This is a genomic window from Puniceicoccus vermicola, from assembly GCF_014230055.1.
GTDB lineage: Bacteria > Verrucomicrobiota > Verrucomicrobiia > Opitutales > Puniceicoccaceae > Puniceicoccus > Puniceicoccus vermicola.
On the sequence record NZ_JACHVA010000016.1, the window covers coordinates 1 to 17,793 of the forward strand.

General features: G+C 54.8%; 17 protein-coding genes and 1 tRNA gene. 13 read left to right on the top strand and 5 right to left on the bottom strand.

Features of this window, described 5'->3' with window-relative positions:
* A partial coding sequence (locus H5P30_RS21840) for a hypothetical protein (protein ID WP_221774247.1) occupies window positions 1–262 on the top strand: 262 nt, incomplete at its 5' end.
* 176 nt (window positions 263–438) lie between these two features.
* The gene (locus H5P30_RS00975) at window positions 439–1,059 is read left to right on the top strand and encodes a transposase (protein WP_185691097.1); all 621 of its coding nucleotides are present in this window, start codon (window positions 439–441) and stop codon (window positions 1,057–1,059) included.
* A gap of 573 nt (window positions 1,060–1,632) precedes the next feature.
* Here H5P30_RS00975 and H5P30_RS00980 read toward each other — a convergent pair.
* Window positions 1,633–1,709: transfer RNA gene (locus tag H5P30_RS00980), tRNA-Arg, on the bottom strand.
* A gap of 189 nt (window positions 1,710–1,898) precedes the next feature.
* Between H5P30_RS00980 and pgsA the strand changes: the two genes are divergently transcribed.
* The 4 genes from pgsA to H5P30_RS01000 all read left to right on the top strand — a co-directional run bounded on the left by pgsA (window position 1,899) and on the right by H5P30_RS01000 (window position 4,224).
* Complete coding sequence (gene pgsA / locus H5P30_RS00985; protein WP_185691098.1) at window positions 1,899–2,501, top strand: CDP-diacylglycerol--glycerol-3-phosphate 3-phosphatidyltransferase; 603 nt, start codon at window positions 1,899–1,901, stop codon at window positions 2,499–2,501.
* Window positions 2,494–2,991: a phosphatidylglycerophosphatase A family protein gene (locus H5P30_RS00990; RefSeq protein ID WP_185691099.1), complete on the top strand. Its 498-nt coding sequence runs from the start codon at window positions 2,494–2,496 to the stop codon at window positions 2,989–2,991. The genes pgsA and H5P30_RS00990 overlap by 8 nt, the downstream gene beginning before the upstream one ends.
* A 94-nt stretch (window positions 2,992–3,085) precedes the next feature.
* Entirely contained in the window at window positions 3,086–3,223 is a 138-nt protein-coding gene (locus tag H5P30_RS00995; RefSeq protein WP_185691100.1) for a hypothetical protein, read from the top strand.
* Window positions 3,220–4,224, top strand: coding sequence for a PIN/TRAM domain-containing protein (locus H5P30_RS01000; protein ID WP_185691101.1), 1,005 nt, complete (start codon window positions 3,220–3,222; stop codon window positions 4,222–4,224). Before H5P30_RS00995 ends, H5P30_RS01000 begins: the two co-directional genes overlap by 4 nt.
* Here H5P30_RS01000 and H5P30_RS01005 read toward each other — a convergent pair.
* From H5P30_RS01005 to H5P30_RS01015, 3 genes are all read right to left on the bottom strand, one after another.
* Window positions 4,221–5,357, bottom strand: a complete 1,137-nt coding sequence (locus H5P30_RS01005) for a hybrid sensor histidine kinase/response regulator (RefSeq protein WP_185691102.1) — start codon at window positions 5,355–5,357, stop codon at window positions 4,221–4,223. The two genes, H5P30_RS01000 and H5P30_RS01005, sit on opposite strands and share 4 nt — an antisense overlap.
* Window positions 5,354–8,869, bottom strand: a complete 3,516-nt coding sequence (locus H5P30_RS01010) for an ATP-binding protein (protein WP_185691103.1) — start codon at window positions 8,867–8,869, stop codon at window positions 5,354–5,356. Before H5P30_RS01010 ends, H5P30_RS01005 begins: the two co-directional genes overlap by 4 nt.
* Window positions 8,870–9,017: 148 nt before the next feature.
* Window positions 9,018–9,617, bottom strand: coding sequence for a hypothetical protein (locus tag H5P30_RS01015; protein WP_185691104.1), 600 nt, complete (start codon window positions 9,615–9,617; stop codon window positions 9,018–9,020).
* Window positions 9,618–9,792: 175 nt separating this feature from the next.
* On the opposite strand from H5P30_RS01015, the gene H5P30_RS01020 reads away from it, so the two are divergent.
* The 5 genes from H5P30_RS01020 to H5P30_RS01040 all read left to right on the top strand — a co-directional run bounded on the left by H5P30_RS01020 (window position 9,793) and on the right by H5P30_RS01040 (window position 15,406).
* On the top strand, window positions 9,793–10,806 hold the full coding sequence (locus H5P30_RS01020) for an ABC transporter permease subunit (RefSeq protein ID WP_185691105.1): 1,014 nt from the start codon (window positions 9,793–9,795) through the stop codon (window positions 10,804–10,806).
* 3 nt (window positions 10,807–10,809) lie between these two features.
* The gene (locus H5P30_RS01025; protein ID WP_185691106.1) at window positions 10,810–11,865 is read left to right on the top strand and encodes an ABC transporter permease; all 1,056 of its coding nucleotides are present in this window, start codon (window positions 10,810–10,812) and stop codon (window positions 11,863–11,865) included.
* 817 nt (window positions 11,866–12,682) lie between these two features.
* The gene (locus tag H5P30_RS01030; RefSeq protein ID WP_185691107.1) at window positions 12,683–14,608 is read left to right on the top strand and encodes an extracellular solute-binding protein; all 1,926 of its coding nucleotides are present in this window, start codon (window positions 12,683–12,685) and stop codon (window positions 14,606–14,608) included.
* 7 nt (window positions 14,609–14,615) lie between these two features.
* A complete protein-coding gene (gene ruvA / locus H5P30_RS01035; RefSeq protein WP_185691108.1) occupies window positions 14,616–15,209 on the top strand; it encodes a Holliday junction branch migration protein RuvA in 594 nt (197 codons plus the stop codon).
* An 11-nt stretch (window positions 15,210–15,220) separates the two neighbouring features.
* Window positions 15,221–15,406, top strand: coding sequence for a zinc ribbon domain-containing protein (locus H5P30_RS01040; protein WP_185691109.1), 186 nt, complete (start codon window positions 15,221–15,223; stop codon window positions 15,404–15,406).
* Window positions 15,407–15,432: 26 nt separating this feature from the next.
* On the opposite strand, the gene H5P30_RS01045 is transcribed toward H5P30_RS01040, so the two are convergent.
* Window positions 15,433–16,044, bottom strand: coding sequence for a hypothetical protein (locus tag H5P30_RS01045; RefSeq protein ID WP_185691110.1), 612 nt, complete (start codon window positions 16,042–16,044; stop codon window positions 15,433–15,435).
* 185 nt (window positions 16,045–16,229) lie between these two features.
* Between H5P30_RS01045 and H5P30_RS01050 the strand changes: the two genes are divergently transcribed.
* Both H5P30_RS01050 and H5P30_RS01055 read left to right on the top strand, forming a co-directional pair.
* Window positions 16,230–16,745 carry an RNA polymerase sigma factor gene (locus H5P30_RS01050; protein ID WP_185691111.1) on the top strand — a complete coding sequence of 172 codons (516 nt, stop codon included), beginning with the start codon at window positions 16,230–16,232 and terminating at the stop codon, window positions 16,743–16,745.
* Window positions 16,742–17,554, top strand: a complete 813-nt coding sequence (locus H5P30_RS01055; protein WP_185691112.1) for a hypothetical protein — start codon at window positions 16,742–16,744, stop codon at window positions 17,552–17,554. The genes H5P30_RS01050 and H5P30_RS01055 overlap by 4 nt, the downstream gene beginning before the upstream one ends.
* The last annotated feature ends 239 nt before the right edge of the window (window positions 17,555–17,793 follow it).

A 17,793-nucleotide genomic window follows, 5' to 3' on the forward strand; every position in this document is an offset into this window, starting at 1 on the left:
CTTTCTCTTCTCCACCGCAAAAGACCTACTCGGCAATCCAGCCATAGTAGTGAGAGCTTCCAGCTCTCTCTCGTCCTACGCAAATCGAGAGCAGGGATGCTCTCGCTACTTTCTCCTCTCCAACGCAAAAGGACTACCCGGCAACCCAGCCAAAGTAGTGAGAGCTTCCAGCTCTCGCTCGTCCTACGCAAATCGAGAGCAGGATGCTCTCGCTACTTTCTCTTCTCCAACGCAAAAGACCTACCGGGCTACCCAGCCATAGTAGTGAGAGCTTCCAGCTCTCTCTCTCCCACGCAAATCGAGAGCAGGATGCTCTCGCTACTTTTTCTCGTCCTCTGTCAAAGAGATTGCCTTGGGCCCCAAAAGCTCCTTAAAAGGATCAAAATCAATTTTCCGACCACCTCCTCTCTGGCTGGAAACAAATTCCCCCTCTTTCGAATGAGCGAACAAGATCCCCTCTCTGATCCGTCCTCGTCGGAATGGGCATTCTTCAATCCTCGCGACGAGATCGACATATACTCAGGGCGTGCCCTTCCCCACTGGGGCCAAGCGAACGTCTGGTATTTCATCACATTCCGCCTTTTTGACGCTCTTCCCGAGTCAGTGATCGAAGAGATCCACCGCCAACGGGAACATTGGCGACGCACTCACGACCTCGACCACCTTTCGGCGGAGGATTTGGCGGAATATCACCATCTATTTTCTGAACGCTACGAGAAGCTCCTTCATGCCGGAAACGGTTCCTGCCTCCTTCGGAAACGAGAGAATGCCCTGATCGTCGAAAACGCTTTTCAGCACTTCGCCGGCCAGCGCTATGACTTGGATGAATATGTGATCATGCCCAACCACGTCCATGTTCTCGCCAAACCCTGTCCAGGCTTCCCACTCCGGGAGATTGTCCACTCCTGGAAATCCTACACCGCGAACCAGATCAACCAACAATCCCAACGATCTGGACAACTCTGGCAGCACGAATCCTACGACCACATCGTTCGCAACGAATCCGCTCTGCAGGCAATTCGCCGCTACATTCGTGATAACCCCCGGCAACGGAGATGAATGAGAGGTTCGGGCTTTTCGATTTCTTTTCCAGCGTGAATCGAATCGAGAGCTAGAAGCTCTCGCTACTTTCTCTTCTCCACCGCAAAAGGCCTACCGGGCAATCCAGCCAAAGTAGTGAGAGCTTCTAGCTCTCTCTCTTCCAGCGCAAATCGAGAGCAGGATGCTCTCGCTACTTTCTCTTCTCCACCGCAAAAGACCTACTCGCCAATACAGCCAAAGTAGTGAGAGCTTCGAGCTCTCTCTCCTCCTACGCGAATCGAGAGCAGGATGCTCTCGCTACTTTCTCTTCTCCAACGCAAAAGACCTACCGGGCAAACCAACCATAGTAGTGAGAGCTTCCAGCTCTCTCTCGTCCAGCGCAAATCGAGAGCGGGATGCTCTCGCTACCTTCTCTTCTCCAACGCAAAAGGCCTGCCGGGCAATCCTGCCATAGTAGTGAGAGCTTCCAGCTCTCTCTCTTCCAGCGCGAATCGAGAGCAGGATGCTCTCGCTACTTTCTCCCGCGGTGGGAATGGGCACAAAAAAGCCCGTCCTTGCGAAAGGGGACAGGCTCAATTGAAAATTCAAAAATGGCACGCGGCAAGGGAGTCGAACCCCTAACCTCCTGATCCGTAGTCAGGTGCTCTATCCAATTGAGCTAGCCACGCACGAAGGAAAGAGAGAAGAAAATGCAGCGGAGAACGGAGTGTCAAGCTTTCGGGGAGGGAAATCTGGATTTTTCGTTCGGAGGGCCCAATCTCCCCGATTCGGCGCACGGATCCCGACCGGATTGACCGCACTTCGACCTCGCCAATCCCGTTGCATTTTCCCTTTGGCTTATCATATTTTGAAAGGAGATGAGTCTGCCGAACCTAATGACGCTGTCCCGCATCCCGTTTTTGTTTATCATTACGGTGTGCCTCCTTCTGCCCTCGCCCGGGCCGATTCTCGCTTTGATCTTCTTCATCATCGCAGCCCTGACCGATTGGGCTGACGGTTGGATCGCCCGCCGATCCGGCATGGTCTCTGACTTCGGGAAGCTCATGGACGCCCTCGCCGACAAGATTTTGATGGTCGGGATGCTGGTCGTTGTTCTTTCCGTAAATCTCCTGCCTACTTGGACCCTTTTCTTCGTCCTGCTGACAATCACCCGCGAATTCTGGATCACGGGGCTCCGCCTCGTCGCAGCAGCCCGAGGAGTCGTTCTCGCCGCCGAGAAATTGGGTAAATACAAGACCGTCTTTCAAATCATCTCCATCGCCTTCCTCCTCCTCTCGAAGTCCATTGTTGTCGATTTTGGAGGAAGCCTCGATAGCGGATTCGCTTGGTTCTGCCACTGGGCCGGCATCCTCATCTTTCTCGCCGCGGCCGTATTAACCATCGTCTCCGGCACCGTCTACCTCTGGAAATATCGCTCCCTCATGGGAGACAGCACCCCTTCAAAGTCCGACAATGCGTGAACGACATCCAGCCTGGGGTTTGATTCCCCGAAACGTTATCCTGGGCGCCACCACCTTTGGTCCCATCGGCCAACTGAAAGCACCGGGCACTTGGGGCTCCGTAGTCGGGATTCTCCTTTTTACCCTCGTCTTCGCCTACTTGGCACCGATTCCCTACCTGCTGCTCAACCTCTTTCTGATCTTCCTCTCCGTCCCGCTCTGCGAGGAAGCCGAGATTCGTCTGGGTCGCCGCGATCCCGGATGCGTCATTCTCGATGAGTGTGTCGCGATTCCGGTCTGCTTCTTTGCGATTCCGTTTCATCCGGGCGAGCCCGCATGGGCTTGGATACTCGGAGGATTCGCCCTCTTCCGCTTCTTCGACATTCTCAAACCCATCGGGATCTCCAAACTGCAGAAATTGCAGGGGGGCTGGGGCGTCGTCGCTGACGATGTCGCCGCCGCAGTCGCGACCAACATTGTCCTGCAAATCATTTTCGCCTTGGTTCATTGAAGTCCCTGCAACTCCATTTCGCCACCATTGCTCCTAAAAAAGAGAAATCGCTCGACGATACTTTGCACCGAGTCCACATTCTGAAAAACATTCGATGAACGATCAACAGGAGCCTAAAAACGAAGAAGTTTCCCCAGAGGTGAAGCGGAAAGCACAGCGAACCATCTGGATCCTCTATGGAGTGATGGCCATCATGATTCTCCTACCGTTCCTGATGCTGTTTTTCCGATGAATCAGACCATCTTCATTATCCGGGTCTTTTTCTTCGGAATCTGCCTTCTCGGAAGCTGGCTGATCACTCTCACTTCGACTGATTACGATACCGGCAAGGTTCTCTTTTTCGGGGCCTGCCTCGGGGCTCTGGTCATTCTCGTCGATATTTACCTCAAGGGATTTTCCCTGCGTGGGCTTTCCGCCCTGACCTTCGGTCTCGCGATCGGAGCGGTGATCGCTTGGATCATCGCCTCCTCCCCCCTCTTTGAACCGCTGAAATCCGATCCGGACCTCGCACAGAATCTCATTCTCGTGCAAATGATTCTTTTCGTGGTCTTGATGTATCTGGGCGCAGTCATCGCCCTCCGGGGAAAGGACGAATTCAACCTCGTCATTCCTTACATGAAGTTCGTCCCCCACGACGTGCAAACCCCCTTGGCCCTGGTCGATACCAGTGCCCTCATCGACGGGCGAATCGTCCCGCTCTGTCGCTCCGGATTCTTTGGTCACGCGGTCGTCATCCCCAAGTTTGTCATCGCGGAGCTACAGATCATTGCGGATTCCGACGATGTTCAACGCAAGGCGCGTGGTCGTCGGGGGATTGAGGCTCTGAATCAACTCCGCGAGAATCAAGACATCGATCTTCGCGTCGAGTCTTCTGAAGTCGACAGCGAGGACAAGGTCGATGCCAAGCTGATCTTCCTCGCCCGCTCTTTGAAGGCCAAGATTTTGACTACGGATTTCAACCTGGCCCGACTCGCCCAATTCGAAGGAGTCAATTGGCTGAACTTGAATGAACTCGCGGAATCACTCAACCCCGAGGTCCACATCGGCCTCTCACTCAGCATCGAATTGTTGAAACCGGGCAAGGATCCCGGGCAGGCCGTTGGCTACCTCAAAGACGGATCGATGGTCGTGGTCAATGAGGGCAAGCAATTCATTGGCGACCGCGTTCAAGCGGAGGTGATCAGCGTCGTGCCCACTTCCGGGGGCCGAATGATCTTCGCCAAGATCAATTAGTTTTCGTCGATATAGCGGCGAACCTCAAACGAGAATCGACTTCCCTCTCCCTCGCGGCTCTCCACTTTCAGCTGGCCGCCCATCTTCTCGATAAGGCTTTGGCATAGGATGAGGCCGACTCCAGCACCTTTCTCACTGCCCGTGCCGAGAGTGCTCTGCCTCTTATCGGGGTCGAAAAGAGAATCAATCCGCTCGGCAGTCATCCCAATTCCCTCATCGACGATACTCACCCGTACCGTGCCTTCGAGGATTTCTCCCATGACCGTCACTTGAGTCTCCGCATCGGAATACTTCACGGCATTCGAGAGCAAGTTGCGCAACACGGTCGCGAAGGCGTTCGACTGGCAGATTATCGCAGCGCCCTCGTCGATAGCGGAGACTAGCTTGACTCTTTTCTTCTCAAACAAGGGCAACAAGAGAGACTCAACCGAATGAAAGGCATCACCGAGCGAAAAGGGTACTTCCTTTTCCTCGTAACCACCCGCTTCGTTGCGGGCCCAGACCAATACATCCTCAAAGAAAGAGGAAAGTCGCCGGGAAGAGTCCTCACAGGTCTTCACCATCTCAACCAAATCCCCTTTTTCGAGATCATCGGCATTTTCGAGGGCTTCCAGAAGGAGATTGTTCAATCCATAGAGCGGAGCCCGGACATCGTGCGAGAGGATGGAGAGAAAGCGTTGCTGATTCTCGATCACCCGTGACAGCTTCCGGTTGGCCGCACGAATATCGTCCTTGGCAAATTTAAGGGAGACCTGGCTCTTTACCCGGGCCAGCACCTCGGGGATTTGAATCGGCTTCGTGATGTAGTCTACCCCTCCAGCGGTAAACCCCTGAAGGATGTCTTCCTTTTGGGTTTTGGCCGTCACGAAGATGACCTCGAGATCGGGCGCCAGTTTCGACTCCTTCAGTCGGCGACAGACCTCATATCCGTCCATTTCTGGCATCATCACGTCGAGAAGGACCAAGTCGGGTGGCGACTCCTCGATCAATTCCAACGCTTCCGGTCCCGAGCTCGCGAGAGCGACATCATACCCGTTCTTGAACAGAGCATTTCCCAGAAGCTGCAAATTCCGGGGCTGATCGTCCACTAAGAGAATCACTGGCTTCCGGCCAAAGGCCAAATCCTTTTTCATCGGACAACCCCCTCTTTCGGCGAATCCATGGACGACTCCGCCTTTAACCGAATCTCCTCAATCACAGAGGGAAACAGCTCCATCGACTCTTTTAGTTTGCTCACATCAAATAGACTGATCCAATGCTGGAGCTTTTCGGCGTAAATGACCAGCTCAGGTGAACCGAATTCTTGTCCATCCTGAACCATGTGATTTGCGGCCTGAAGAATGGGCTCGATCCGGAAGCGCTTGCGCAAGCGGTCCCATTCCGAGAGGTATTCCACCTCCAGTTTTTGGACAAGCTCCGCGAGTCGGTCCGGGTCAGACGAAGCCGATCGCTCCGACTGGGGCTCGTCGGCAACCTTTTTCACGGTCTCCGGTCCCTCCAGAGCCTTTTCTTCGTCTGGCTTGGATTTCACCCTCAGGAAGCGACTCAAGACGCTCCGCAATGTTCCTTGCGACACGGGCTTGACCAGAATATCATCGAATCTGGCCGTCTCCGAGATTTTCCGCGCTTTCGAGAGGTCCAAAGCCGTGCAGGCCACAATCGGTAGGCCGTCATACTCCTTCCTCTCGTGAATTCTCTCAGCGGTTTCCCCTCCAGACAGGCCAGGCATCAAAATATCGAGAAGAATCAGGTCTGGACGCGCCTCTTTCAATTTCTCCAGACACTCCTCTCCGTCGGCAGCTTCACGGACCTCAATCCCGAGCGTCCCCAAAGAGGCTACCAAAACTCGACGGTTCAATGGATTGTCGTCCACCACGAGAACCTTTCTCCCCGAGTAAACTTGCTCACTTTCCCTCTCCCCATTCCCAGAATTCGAGGCCGGCCTTAGAGTCTGAAGGACCGAAACCCCCTGCAGATCGACAACAAACGAACTGCCCCGCCCCAAAGCACTGCTCAAAGAGAGAGTTCCCTTCATCATCTTGACAAGCCGCGAGGTGATCGACAGCCCCAAGCCCGTCCCGCCGTAGACTTTCTGCTTCTGCCCACGAGACTGCTCAAAGGGCTCGAAAATATTCTTCTGGTCCTCCTTCTCGATGCCGATTCCGGTGTCCGAGACCTCGATCTTCAAATCGACACGATGCGGAGAAGACTCACTGGGAGCGCAGGATACCCGGAGTTCGACCCGGCCCTTATGAGTGAACTTCACGGCATTGCCCAACAGGTTGAAAATGATCTGCCGGATCCGAGCCTCATCGAGGACCAGCTGGGCAGGAATCTCCGGAGAGATCTCCGACTCCAAAGTGATCCCCTTCTCTTCGCAACGGACTTCGAAGATGTTCAACATATCCTGGATGAGGTCTCCCAGAGAGATCGGCTCATACTGCAGTGACATCTTCCCGGCTTCAATTTTCGAGAGGTCGAGCAGATCGTTGATCAGAGCCAGGAGAGTCTTGCCGCTGGAACGGATCGCCCGGAGAAACTCCACAAGCTCCGGATCGGTGATCTCCGCTTCGATCAACTCGGCAAATCCGAGAATCGCGTTCATCGGGGTGCGAATTTCATGAGACATATTCGCCAAAAACTCAGTTTTCGAGCGATTCGCCTGCGAAGCCTCTTCAGCCATTTCCTGGGCGTGGCGAATCGCCTCTCCCAGCTCGTGGTTGGTCTTCTCCGTTTCGTCCTTCGCCTCAATGAGGTCACGCTGCAGGCGAACGGTTTCCACCAAGCCAGCCAGCCCCGAGCCCACGATTTCCAAGAGGGAGATATCTCCCGCGGACCACTCACGACTTTCCTCCCGCATCTCGGCGCCCATGATTCCCCACCAGATATCCCGCAGATGAATCGGCACCAGCAACAGTGAGCGAACGCCTCGAGAACGCATATATTCCTGCTCTTCCGGAGAGCAATGATCCCGGATCACCGATACACTTTTGCCTGAGCGCAGATCCTCGGACCAGCGAATGGGTTCGATTAGATGCGATTGACGATTTTCCAGACCCAGATTCACCGAAGGAGCCTCTTCCCGCGTCCAGCAACAAACCTGATGGGTGTCGACACTCTCACCCTGCCGATCGATCCCGACCTTTTCCGATACACAGATTCGATCTGCCGCGAACACCGATGCGACCGAACTGATCGCTTCGCGAATCCCCGTCTCCATGTCAGAGGAGGTGATCAGCTCGACAAGAGCATTAGACGCCACCCGGAGGCGTTTATCACGCCGCTCGAGAGCCCGTGTCGCTTCATCCCGCCGACCCGCGTTGCGAACCACACAGAAATGAGCGTCCGTCTCCCCCCAGCGACCGTTTGTAATCTGCACCTCGGCCCGCATGATTCCATACTCCTTCTTGAGAAACTGAGCGGAGCAGAGGGGCAAATTTCCTGAGATCAGGTCGACAAAATTCTCCCGCACCAAGTCCCTCGCCCCTTCGGGAATGAGGTCGAGCAAACTGGTGCCGAGTATATCTTCACGCTCATAACCAAGCTCACTCCCGACGACATCGTTGATGTAAACGATCCCGTAATTGACATCGAGAATGAAGATCATCTCGTCAATTGAGTTAATCAAAGTGCTCAAATTTCGCTGACCGGCCCGATAAAATGATTCGGACTCGATCCGATCCAACGCACCCTGAGCCTGGATCTCCAACTGATCAATCGCCTCCATCACAACCTCTGGAGCATAGTTGCGCCCAAGCGAACCGACCCACACACAACCGGCGACTTCTCCGCTACGAATGATCTGCAACTCGGTCACGGACATGGGTCCACTAAGCTTTTTCCCCAGCAGCTTCTCTAATTCCGTTTCATCGTAATAAAAAAGAGAAGTCTGACCTTTTTCTCGACTGAGAGTCTGTAGAACATCCAGCTCCTTGGGTAGGTTCCGCGAAAAAATCCGGTGAAGGTTCGGTTCTCCGTCCTTTTTGGCAAACACTGCGGAAAACTCAAATTCCGAGAGGCGCACCAATCCATCGGCCAAAGCCTGGAGGATCCCATCCGATGAATAGACCTCTCCAAACCGGACCGAAACCTCTTTCTCAATCTCCAGAACGAGTTCGGCCATCTTCTGCTGCTCAATGATCGAATCCGCTCCGGCAAAACGGAGAGCCCGCCCGTTGTTATCTCGCTCGAAAATCTTCCCCCGGGATAGGATCCAGACCCAAGAACCATTCTTCTTCCTGAGTCGGAACTCTGCCGAATAGGAGTCCGATTCCCCCACCATGTGCTGATACAGCGACTCGTTCTTCTTGGAAATGTCCTCTGGGTGAGTGATCGCACCAATAAAATCCAACCCCAACTCCTGGTGAGGTTCGTCATAACCGAGGTGCGCCGCAAACCACTCGTGGTCGTAACTGAAGATGCCTTTATCGATGTCCCAATCCCAAAAACAAAGGCCCGTGCCCGCAAAAGCCCGGCCCAAGCGCTCGGCGTCCTCCTGGCGCGAAGCTGCCAGCATGCGACGACGCTCCACCTTAAGAGCGATAAAGACCAGCGCTCCCAGAATGGAGGCCAAGACCAGCCCCACCAGGAACAAGACCCGTGGGTCCGTCCAGCTGACCTCAGTAATTGCAGAAAAATTGGGCATAGCGCATCAAAGGGGACCAACCCTTTTGCGAAAGAAATGCTAGACGGTGGGCCCCCTCTGGCAATGCCAATAAAAACGCCCGCGTTTCCGCGGGCGTCAAAAGAGAGTAAATCGACCGCTTCGGCCGCTGACTCCACAAACCTTACTACTACGGAGTGAAGTAGTCAGACGTGGTGTCGATCGGGTCGGTCACCTGCGTGTCGTCTAGCTCAAACAGCTCGGGGGGAGTCGGACCAGGCTGAGGCTGGATAGTTGGAAAACGCCTTTCTACCGAAGTCCTGAAAGTCTCGCTGTAAGGGAGTTCCATGTCGTACATGAACTTGACGATCGCCAAAGTATCGTCCTCGGAGATAGCCCCATCATCATAAGCAGTCATGATTTGGTCGTAAGAGGTCTGAAGCTTGCGAGCCAAAGCCCTCTTCTCAGCTTCAGGGAGAATGTGTACCGAATTGGTTCCGAGCCGAGGAACTTCCATAGGCACACTGGGCGCTCCCTCTGGCGTAGTTACTTGCACTCCATCTTTGCCAACTTTGACCACTCGCCCGGATGGGAGATTCGCAAAATCTATGGATTCCTGGGTAACCGATGCCGAAAGAGCCCCGACAAGAACCATCGACATACCCTCAGTTTCTGTGTTCTGATCTTGTGTGGAGTTGACTGGTTTAACTTGCCCGTCCTGCGCGTGTGCGAGGCCGAATGAGGCGAGGAGTAGAGAACAAAAGAAAGTCGAAGTTAGAAGCTGTTTCATAGTCCTTAAGATTGTTTTCTTCAAAACCAATTCTGTCAACGCCCATTTTTCACCTCCTCAAGAGATGGCCAGCGTCGCGCGATTCTTTTACTATTTTATAAAATATCTCATTAAGGCACTTCCCAATTGATTTGGCTTTGATTTTCCCAGGGTATGGAGTTCACCTAATTCTAACGTGAAGGTCTATTTTCTCAAAAGACTCCTCTTGGTCATTCCCACTCTAATCGGAATCACCCTCGTTGTCTTTGCAATCACGCGATTTCTGCCCGGGGGTCCGGTCGAACAAGCCTTAATGCAAGGCCAGATGGCGGACGGGGAAACCTCTCGCACTTCAACGGAGGGCATTGGACTGGCTCCGGGCCAGATTGAACAGCTCGAATCCTACTATGGCTTCGATAAGCCTTGGTACGCAGCCTACGTCGAGTGGCTCGGCCAAGTGGTCCAGGGAGACTTGGGGCGATCCTACCGCTATCAGGTGCCAGTCACCTCCATGATTTTGGAGCGGATGCCGGTATCGGCCTATTATGGAGTCATCACCTTTATATTAACCTACTCGATTTGCGTCCCTCTCGGAATCCTGAAAGCGATCAAGCACCGCACTCATCTCGATGGATTTACCTCGATCGTCGTGTTCACGGGCTATGCCATCCCGGGCTATGTCCTCGCCGCCCTCCTCCTGGTTTTCTTTGCCTTTCAGCTCGAATGGTTTCCCACCGGGGGCTTTGTGAGCCCCGACTTTGCCCACCTCTCTTTCCCGGAGCAGGTCAAAGACTTGGTCAGCCACTCCGTCCTTCCCCTGGTCTGCTACATGATCGGGAGCTTCGCTTTTCTGACCCTGCTAATGAAAAATAGCCTCCTCGACAACCTTGCCGCCGACTACATGCGCACCGCGACCGCGAAAGGTCTCTCCTTCCGACGCAGTGTTTTCCGTCACGCCCTGCGAAACTCTCTAATTCCCATCGCGACCAATTTCGGCAACGCCCTCTCCATTTTTGTCGCGGGCTCGTTTCTCATTGAAAAGATCTTCTCCATCGATGGCATGGGACTCCTCGGCTACAATTCTCTAATGGAACGCGACTATCCAGTCGTCATGGGAATTCTTCTGATCTCCTCCATTCTTCTCCTGATCGGCAACATCCTCTCGGACATGCTCGTCGCGAGCGTCGACCCCCGGGTGCGATTCGACTAAACGATGAACCCGATCACCCAACGCCGCCTCGCCCGCTTCCGTGGTCTCCGCCGGGGATATTGGTCCTTCCTCATCCTCCTAGTCATCATCCTGGCTTCGGCCTTCGCGGAACTCTGGATCAACCACCGGGCTCTCCTCGTCTCCTACGAAGGCAAGCTGTACTTCCCCACCTATGGATCCGAGTTCACCGGGGAAACCTTCGGTGAATCCTATCTTTACGAAGCCGATTACCGAGCCTTGAAGGAAAAATTCTCTGAGCCCGGCAATCCGAACTGGGTCCTCATGCCGATTGTTCCTTACAGCGCCAACGAATCGGTCTATCGCGACGGATCCTACCCGCCCTACCCCCCTTCCTTTGAGCAGGAGCACTATCTGGGGACCGACCCGCTGGGCCGGGACGTCCTCGCCCGCCTCGTTTATGGCTTCCGCATTGCTCTCGGTTTCTCGCTGGCTCTCATGGCCTTCACCTACCTCTTGGCGATCGTTATCGGCTGCGCCATGGGCTACTTCGGTTCCTGGATCGACCTCTTCGGACAGCGGATCATGGAGATCTGGTCCAACATCCCGTTCCTCTACATCGTCATCATTCTTGCCTCGACCATCCCCCCGAATGTCAGGCCCAGCATTCGCATCGGCTCACTTCTCTTCGTCATGGTGATCTTCAACTGGGTCGGCATGGCCAGCTACATGCGAACCGCCTCTTTCCGCGAACGAGCCCGGGACTATATCGCCGCCGCCAGAGTCGTGGGAACCGGGCCGATGAAAATCATCTTTCGACACCTCCTGCCCAACACCCTCTCCATCGTCATTACCTTCATCCCCTTCACGGTCGCCTCCGGGATCACCTCCCTCACCGCTCTCGACTTTCTCGGTTTCGGAATCCCCCCACCCACCCCGAGCTGGGGAGAACTCCTCGAACAAGGCACCCAACGACTCGATGCCCCCTGGATCGTCACTTCCACCTTCTTCGCCATGGTCGTAGTCCTCATCCTCGTCACCTTCGTCGGCGAAGCCTTCCGCGAAGCCTTCGACCCCAAGAAATTTACCTACTACCGGTAAGGTCAGGAGAGAGCTTTCCCGCGGGCACGGAGTTGGTTTCTCTTCCAACGCGAATCGAGAGCAGGATGCTCTCGCTACCTTCTCCTCTCCATCGCAAAAGCCCTAACCGGTAACCCAACCAAAGTAGTGAGAGCTTCCAGCTCTCTCGCTTCATCCGCAAATCGAGAGCAGGATGCTCTCGCTACTTTCTCTTCTCCAACGCAAAAGCCCTACCCGGTAACCCTGCCAAAGTAGTGAGAGCTTCCAGCTCTCTCGCTTCATCCGCAAATCGAGAGCAGGATGCTCTCGCTACTTTCTCTTCTCCAACGCAAAAGCCCTACCCGGTAACCCTGCCAAAGTAGTGAGAGCTTCCAGCTCTCTCTCTTCCTACGCGAATCGAGAGCAAGATGCTCTCGCTACTCTCTCTTCTCCATCGCAAAGACCTACCCGGTGACACAACCAAAGTAGTGAGAGCTTCCAGCTCTCTCTCTTCCTACGCAAATCGAGAGCAGGGATGCTCTCGCTACTTTCTCCTCTCCAACGCAAAAGCCCTACCCGGTAACCCAGCCAAAGTAGTGAGAGCTTCCAGCTCTCTCATTCCAACGCAAATCGAGAGCAGGATGCTCTCGCTACTTTCTACCTTCCACCGCAAAAGACCTACCTCGGCAACCAGCCAAAGTAGTGAGAGCTTCCAGCTCTCTCCTTCTTCCTACGCAAATCGAGAGCAAGATGCTCTCGATACTCTCTCTCCATCGCAGATCAGGAGCCCGAGGAACTCGTGGCGATCTTCCCGAATGGGGGTTTGCACCTTCGGAGAAAGCACTCAAGATTCATCCCTATGCGATCTTCCAATCAACACCCGCATTTGGGGCTCCTGCTGGTTTTCCTCTTCGCGATCGTGATTTCTCTGGTGGGCTGTGGCCCTTCTTCCTCCGAATCGTCAACGGCGTCTGAATCGGCCGACGAAGACCTCATGAGTCCCGAGGAATACTACGCGGCCAATCCCGACTTCTTTCACTTCGCCACTCCGGAAGACTTGCCGAGCGGGCTGACTTGGGTCGACGGCATGGATCAGGAGGTCTTCGCCTCGCCCGACGCCAAGCGCGGCGGCACTCTCCGCTCCTTCATTCGCTCTTTCCCCCCGACCCTGCGGACCATCGGGCCGGATTCGAACAGCTCCTTTCGCTCCGTGCTGAAAGACGACAACATCATTTCGCTCACTGAACGCCATCCCGTTACCCGTAAATTTTTCGGGGCGATCGCCTCGGCATGGGCCGTATCCGCAGATAAGGAAACCGTCTACTTCAAGCTCCGACCGGAAGCCCGATTCTCGGACGGCGAAGCCGTGACCGCCGACGATTTCCTCTACCTCTTCTACTTCATGCAATCCCCCTACATCGTGGCACCTTGGTACAACGATTGGTACTCTCGTGAATACGCCGGGATCACCCGCTACGACGACCATACGATTGCCGTTCACCTCTCCTCGGCCAAGCCCGAGCCACTTGAATTCGCGAGTGTCGCTCCCACTCCTGCCCACTTTTACGGCACCCTCGGCCCGAGTTGGGTGCAAGACAACCAATGGACGTTTGAACCCACCACCGGCCCCTACGAGCTCCTTTCGAAAAACATCCGCCAAGGCCGTTCCATTCGCTTGACCCGGCTCAAAGATTGGTGGGCCGACGATCACAAGTTCTTCAAAAATCGATACAATCCGGACGCAAAGCACTACGAACTGATCCGGGACGTAAACATTGCTTGGGAGAAATTTAAGAAGGGCGACCTCGACATGTTCTCCCTCAATCTTCCCGAATACTGGTACGAGCGCTCCGAGGGAGTTCCCGAATTTGACCGCGGCCTCATCCGCAAAGCCATCTTCTACAATCAAGTGCCACGACCCAACACGGGGATCTGGATCAACACCGCATCGCCAGGCCTCGAGGATATCAACGTTCGCGAGGGGATCCAGTATTCGATGAACTTTGACCGCGTCATTGAGAAACACTTCCGCGGCGACTACACCCGCATGAACACAAGCTCGGATGGATACGGCGAGTTCACCAATCACGATATCCGGGCGCGGGAGTTCTCGATCGAGAAGGCAAGGGAGTCCTTTGCCAAAGCTGGCTACACCGAGCAGGGTCCCGACGGAATTCTTCGCAATCAGGAAGGGCAACGCCTGAGCTTCTCTCTCAACGTCGTCAAAGGTCCAGCGGTCGATATCGCTCAAATTCTGAAAGAGGAAGCCCGCAAGGCGGGTCTGGAAATCAACATCCTCGCCCTCGAGGGCACCTCTTCCTACAAACAGGTAATGGAGAAGCAGCACCAGCTCGCACTGATGGGCTGGAACATCGGTCTCCCTTATCCCCGCTACTGGGAAGGCTTTCATTCGGTGAACGCCAACAAGCCCCAGACCAATAACATTACCAATACCGCGAATCCGGAAATGGATGTGCTCATCGATCAATACCGGGACTCGACCGATATCGACGAGAAGCGGAAAATGGCCCTCCAGCTTGAGCAAATGGTCTACGACGAAGCGTCCTTCGTCCCCGGATACAAAGCTCCTTTCTATCGAGCCGCCTACTGGGCCTGGATCCGTTTTCCCGAGAGTTTCGACGTGCCCCTCAGTGAAGGGCCGGGACAGTACGGGCTCTTCTGGATCGATCTCGACGAAAAGAAAGAAATCCTCAAAGAACGCAAAGAGGATGGGTCCCGCCCTAACGACGTGCTCATCTTCGACGAGTGGAAAGACCCTTCCTAAACGCATCATGATTGTCTATCTTCAGGGCCAAGTGCTCCAATCCACTCCGCTCTTCGCGGTCATTCTCACCCATGGTGTCGGATACGGCGTTCACATTCCTCTACGGGTCTCGGAAAAACTCCCGCCCGTTGGCGGCGAAGCGAAGTTGCACATCCGCCAGGTCATCCGCGAGGACTCTTCGGATCTGTTCGGCTTTCTCGACGCCGCCGAACGCGACTTCTTCGATTTGTTGACCAAGGTCTCCGGTATCGGCCCCAAGACCGCCTTGACTCTCCTCAGCCGCGTGCCCGCCGACGCCCTCGCGGCAGGAATCGCCTCCAGCGATACGGTCATGCTCTCCAAATGCCCGGGCATTGGCAAAAAAACCGCCGAACGCATTGTCGTAGAGCTTCGCGATAAGGTCCCGTCTTTCGGAGTGCCCGGCACCGTCCCCGGCGCCAGCGCCGCCTCCGGCTCCAGCGAAACCGCCGAAGAAGCCGTGGCCGCTCTCGTCACCTTGGGCTTCAAACCGGCCGATGCCCGGAAGGCTGTCGAGCGCAGCTTGAAAACGGCTGGCGAAACTCCGACGACCGAGGACCTCGTCAAAATGGCCCTGCGCTAGGCAGACCGTATATGGATGCCAGCCCCTACTGCGAAGTAACCTGTCCGAGTTGCTTCGAGACGTTCTCGATCCCCGGACCGCCTCCCACCGAGGTCCCTACCGAGTGGGACTACGACTGCGAAGTCTGCTGCCGACCGATGACGATTCGATTTTACGAGGACGATGGGCAGGTTTTCGCCGAGGCGGAGTCGATCTAGACCCTCCGTCGAAGAGCGAAAAAGACCTAGCCTCCGATCGGCTGCCAGACGTCGACGGAGAACTCCCCCTTCATCGCCTCAGCGATCTGATCGAGAAACTTGTCCTTCGACATGCCTGAAGCCTTGATCGGTCCGAGCATCAACTCCTCCGTCTCTTTCATTTGGGAAGCCATATCGACCTTCCAAGCTCCGTCCTCCTTCACGAAAGAATAATCAATCGGATTCGGATTCCCGTTCACGAGGATCGCCCCGGAGGCGGTGTTCCCGTTGATCGTAATCTCGCCCATCTCAGTGACGGCGCTGGATTCCTCATAGCCACGGGCCATATCAACCAAGGTCTGCCCCCCACTGGCCGGAGCCTTACCGTCGGCAGCGCTGCGCACACTGAACACGGCCAAAATGACCGGCAACGGCTGCTCCAAAAGTGACTCTCGATCCGCAGATATGGAGATCTCGCGGACTTCCTCCACAAACTTTTGCGAATCCTCGCTCAACAGTTCGAATGCCTGTCCACCGTCCTTGGCGAGCATCAAATGATCAAATTCTTCGTAGGTTTCGCAAACCGCGGAGGTCTGAGCAAAGCCCACAATCGGGACGAGGAGCCAGAGCATTGCGAGGGCGGGCAGAGACTTTTTCATAAGAGAAGAATAATGAACCCATCGCTCTCGGGGCCAACAAAAATCAGCACCGCGTGCTCCGAATTTAAGCAATTCATACCCAATGGCTTCGATTATTCCCGCTAGATCGCCCTCTCGGCAGCCGACCTCGAAAAGATTAAAGTTTTACAAGAACGGGAATAGCCGCAACGTTTGGCGCATCTTATATGGCACATGAAGATGAGATTGATTTCACCAAGTTGGTGGACGCCTACTACCGGGCGCTCTACCGATTTGCGTTCAGTCTCAGCGGGAGCTCTCACGATGCTTCCGATCTCGTTCAGGAAACCTTCACCATATTTGCCCAAAAAGGCCACACGATCCGAGACGCCTCTAAGGTCAAAACCTGGCTTTTCACGACCCTTCATCGTCAATTTCTGCGCCAAATCCGTAAAAGCAAAAGAGAACAGCTTCACACCCCCGAAACCTTGGTGTCGCAGTCACCTTCAATCGAGTCCGATGCCGCCCGCGCCCTGGATGGAGATTCCGCCCTACAAGCCCTACTCAAAATCTCGGAGGTTTACCGAGTCCCCCTCACGCTTTACTATCTAAAACATTTCAATTATCGTGAGATCGGTGAGATCCTTGAGGTCCCGATCGGGACGGTCATGTCCCGACTGGCCCGAGGAAAATCCGAACTCAAGAACACTCTGCTCAAGCAGCAGACACCCACTAGACGATGACCCGCGACGAAGCCAAGTCCCTCTTGCAGGCCTGCACTCAGGATGAGGCCGCAACCTCCTCACCCGAGGTTGTGGAAGCCTTGGCTATGGCTGCCAACGACGCGGAACTGGCCGAGTGGTTTCGCCGTGAGAAGGAGTTTGATGAGGCATTTAGCTGTAGCCTGGATGAACTGGAGCCACCCGCCGATCTCCGTGACCAGCTACTGGATATTGCCTCGAAAACAACGGATGAAGATCAGGTTGTGGATGAAGAGAAAGATAAGGTGGTGCTCTTCCCCACCTTCCGCAATTTGGCTTCGCGCCAGTTTCTCCGAAATCTCGGCTCATTTGCCGCCGCGCTCGCCGTGGTCGCCTTTGTTTCCGTCATTTTGTTCGAACCTCGGGAAGCGACGGCCAACGCTAAAATGCCCGAATTTTATCAAACGGTTCGCAATGAAATAAGGGCGCACCAAGCCCCGGACTACATGCACGACAAGCCCCAGGAACTTCTCCAGTTCCTCCGGGATCGAAATGCGCCCACTCCCGCAACTCTCCCCAAGTCCGTCGATGCCATGAAACGAACCGGGGCTTCGATCCTTCAGGGTCGGGATAATGTGATCGGTGTTCTCTTCCTGGAGGACCTCAATGGAGATAAATTCCGCCTTTTCATCGTCGATATGGAAGTCCCCGACTCGGTGGCCCCCACACTTCCGAAAATGAAGATCAAAGAATTTGCCGAAGTTTCGGCGCTTACGTGGAAAAAAGACGGCAAAGTTCACGCCCTCGTCACCCACGGCTCGCCCTCCACTCTGGAGGCCCTGCGCGAATAAACCGAAGGCCCCCCAGGCTAAGAACTCCTACCCGATTCGTCGGGATGTCACCAACCGGTCCGGCCTCCTTGGGAATGGTTACGTTGGAACGGTGTTTTCTTTCCGGATTCCAAGAAGGTGAGAAGACTGAATCTCTGGAGACTCTCAGAGGACTCGTTTGAAATTCGATCGAGTGTCCGGTGCCTCCGGCTCTAAAGAGAAACTCTGCGGAGAAGGATATGCTCGTAGATAAGTTTTTT

Bases quoted from the DNA above. Each gene is read 5' to 3' on its own strand.
- H5P30_RS00995 (WP_185691100.1), top strand. From the start codon at position 3,086: ATGAACGATCAACAGGAGCCTAAAAACGAAGAAGTTTCCCCAGAGGTG.
- H5P30_RS01015 (WP_185691104.1), bottom strand. From the start codon at position 9,617: ATGAAACAGCTTCTAACTTCGACTTTCTTTTGTTCTCTACTCCTCGCC.
- H5P30_RS01030 (WP_185691107.1), top strand. From the start codon at position 12,683: ATGCGATCTTCCAATCAACACCCGCATTTGGGGCTCCTGCTGGTTTTC.
- H5P30_RS01025 (WP_185691106.1), top strand. From the start codon at position 10,810: ATGAACCCGATCACCCAACGCCGCCTCGCCCGCTTCCGTGGTCTCCGC.
- H5P30_RS00975 (WP_185691097.1), top strand. From the start codon at position 439: ATGAGCGAACAAGATCCCCTCTCTGATCCGTCCTCGTCGGAATGGGCA.
- pgsA (WP_185691098.1), top strand. From the start codon at position 1,899: ATGAGTCTGCCGAACCTAATGACGCTGTCCCGCATCCCGTTTTTGTTT.
- H5P30_RS01040 (WP_185691109.1), top strand. From the start codon at position 15,221: ATGGATGCCAGCCCCTACTGCGAAGTAACCTGTCCGAGTTGCTTCGAG.
- H5P30_RS01050 (WP_185691111.1), top strand. From the start codon at position 16,230: ATGGCACATGAAGATGAGATTGATTTCACCAAGTTGGTGGACGCCTAC.
- H5P30_RS01000 (WP_185691101.1), top strand. From the start codon at position 3,220: ATGAATCAGACCATCTTCATTATCCGGGTCTTTTTCTTCGGAATCTGC.
- ruvA (WP_185691108.1), top strand. From the start codon at position 14,616: ATGATTGTCTATCTTCAGGGCCAAGTGCTCCAATCCACTCCGCTCTTC.
- H5P30_RS01005 (WP_185691102.1), bottom strand. From the start codon at position 5,357: ATGAAAAAGGATTTGGCCTTTGGCCGGAAGCCAGTGATTCTCTTAGTG.
- H5P30_RS01045 (WP_185691110.1), bottom strand. From the start codon at position 16,044: ATGAAAAAGTCTCTGCCCGCCCTCGCAATGCTCTGGCTCCTCGTCCCG.
- H5P30_RS01055 (WP_185691112.1), top strand. From the start codon at position 16,742: ATGACCCGCGACGAAGCCAAGTCCCTCTTGCAGGCCTGCACTCAGGAT.
- H5P30_RS00990 (WP_185691099.1), top strand. From the start codon at position 2,494: ATGCGTGAACGACATCCAGCCTGGGGTTTGATTCCCCGAAACGTTATC.
- H5P30_RS01010 (WP_185691103.1), bottom strand. From the start codon at position 8,869: ATGCCCAATTTTTCTGCAATTACTGAGGTCAGCTGGACGGACCCACGG.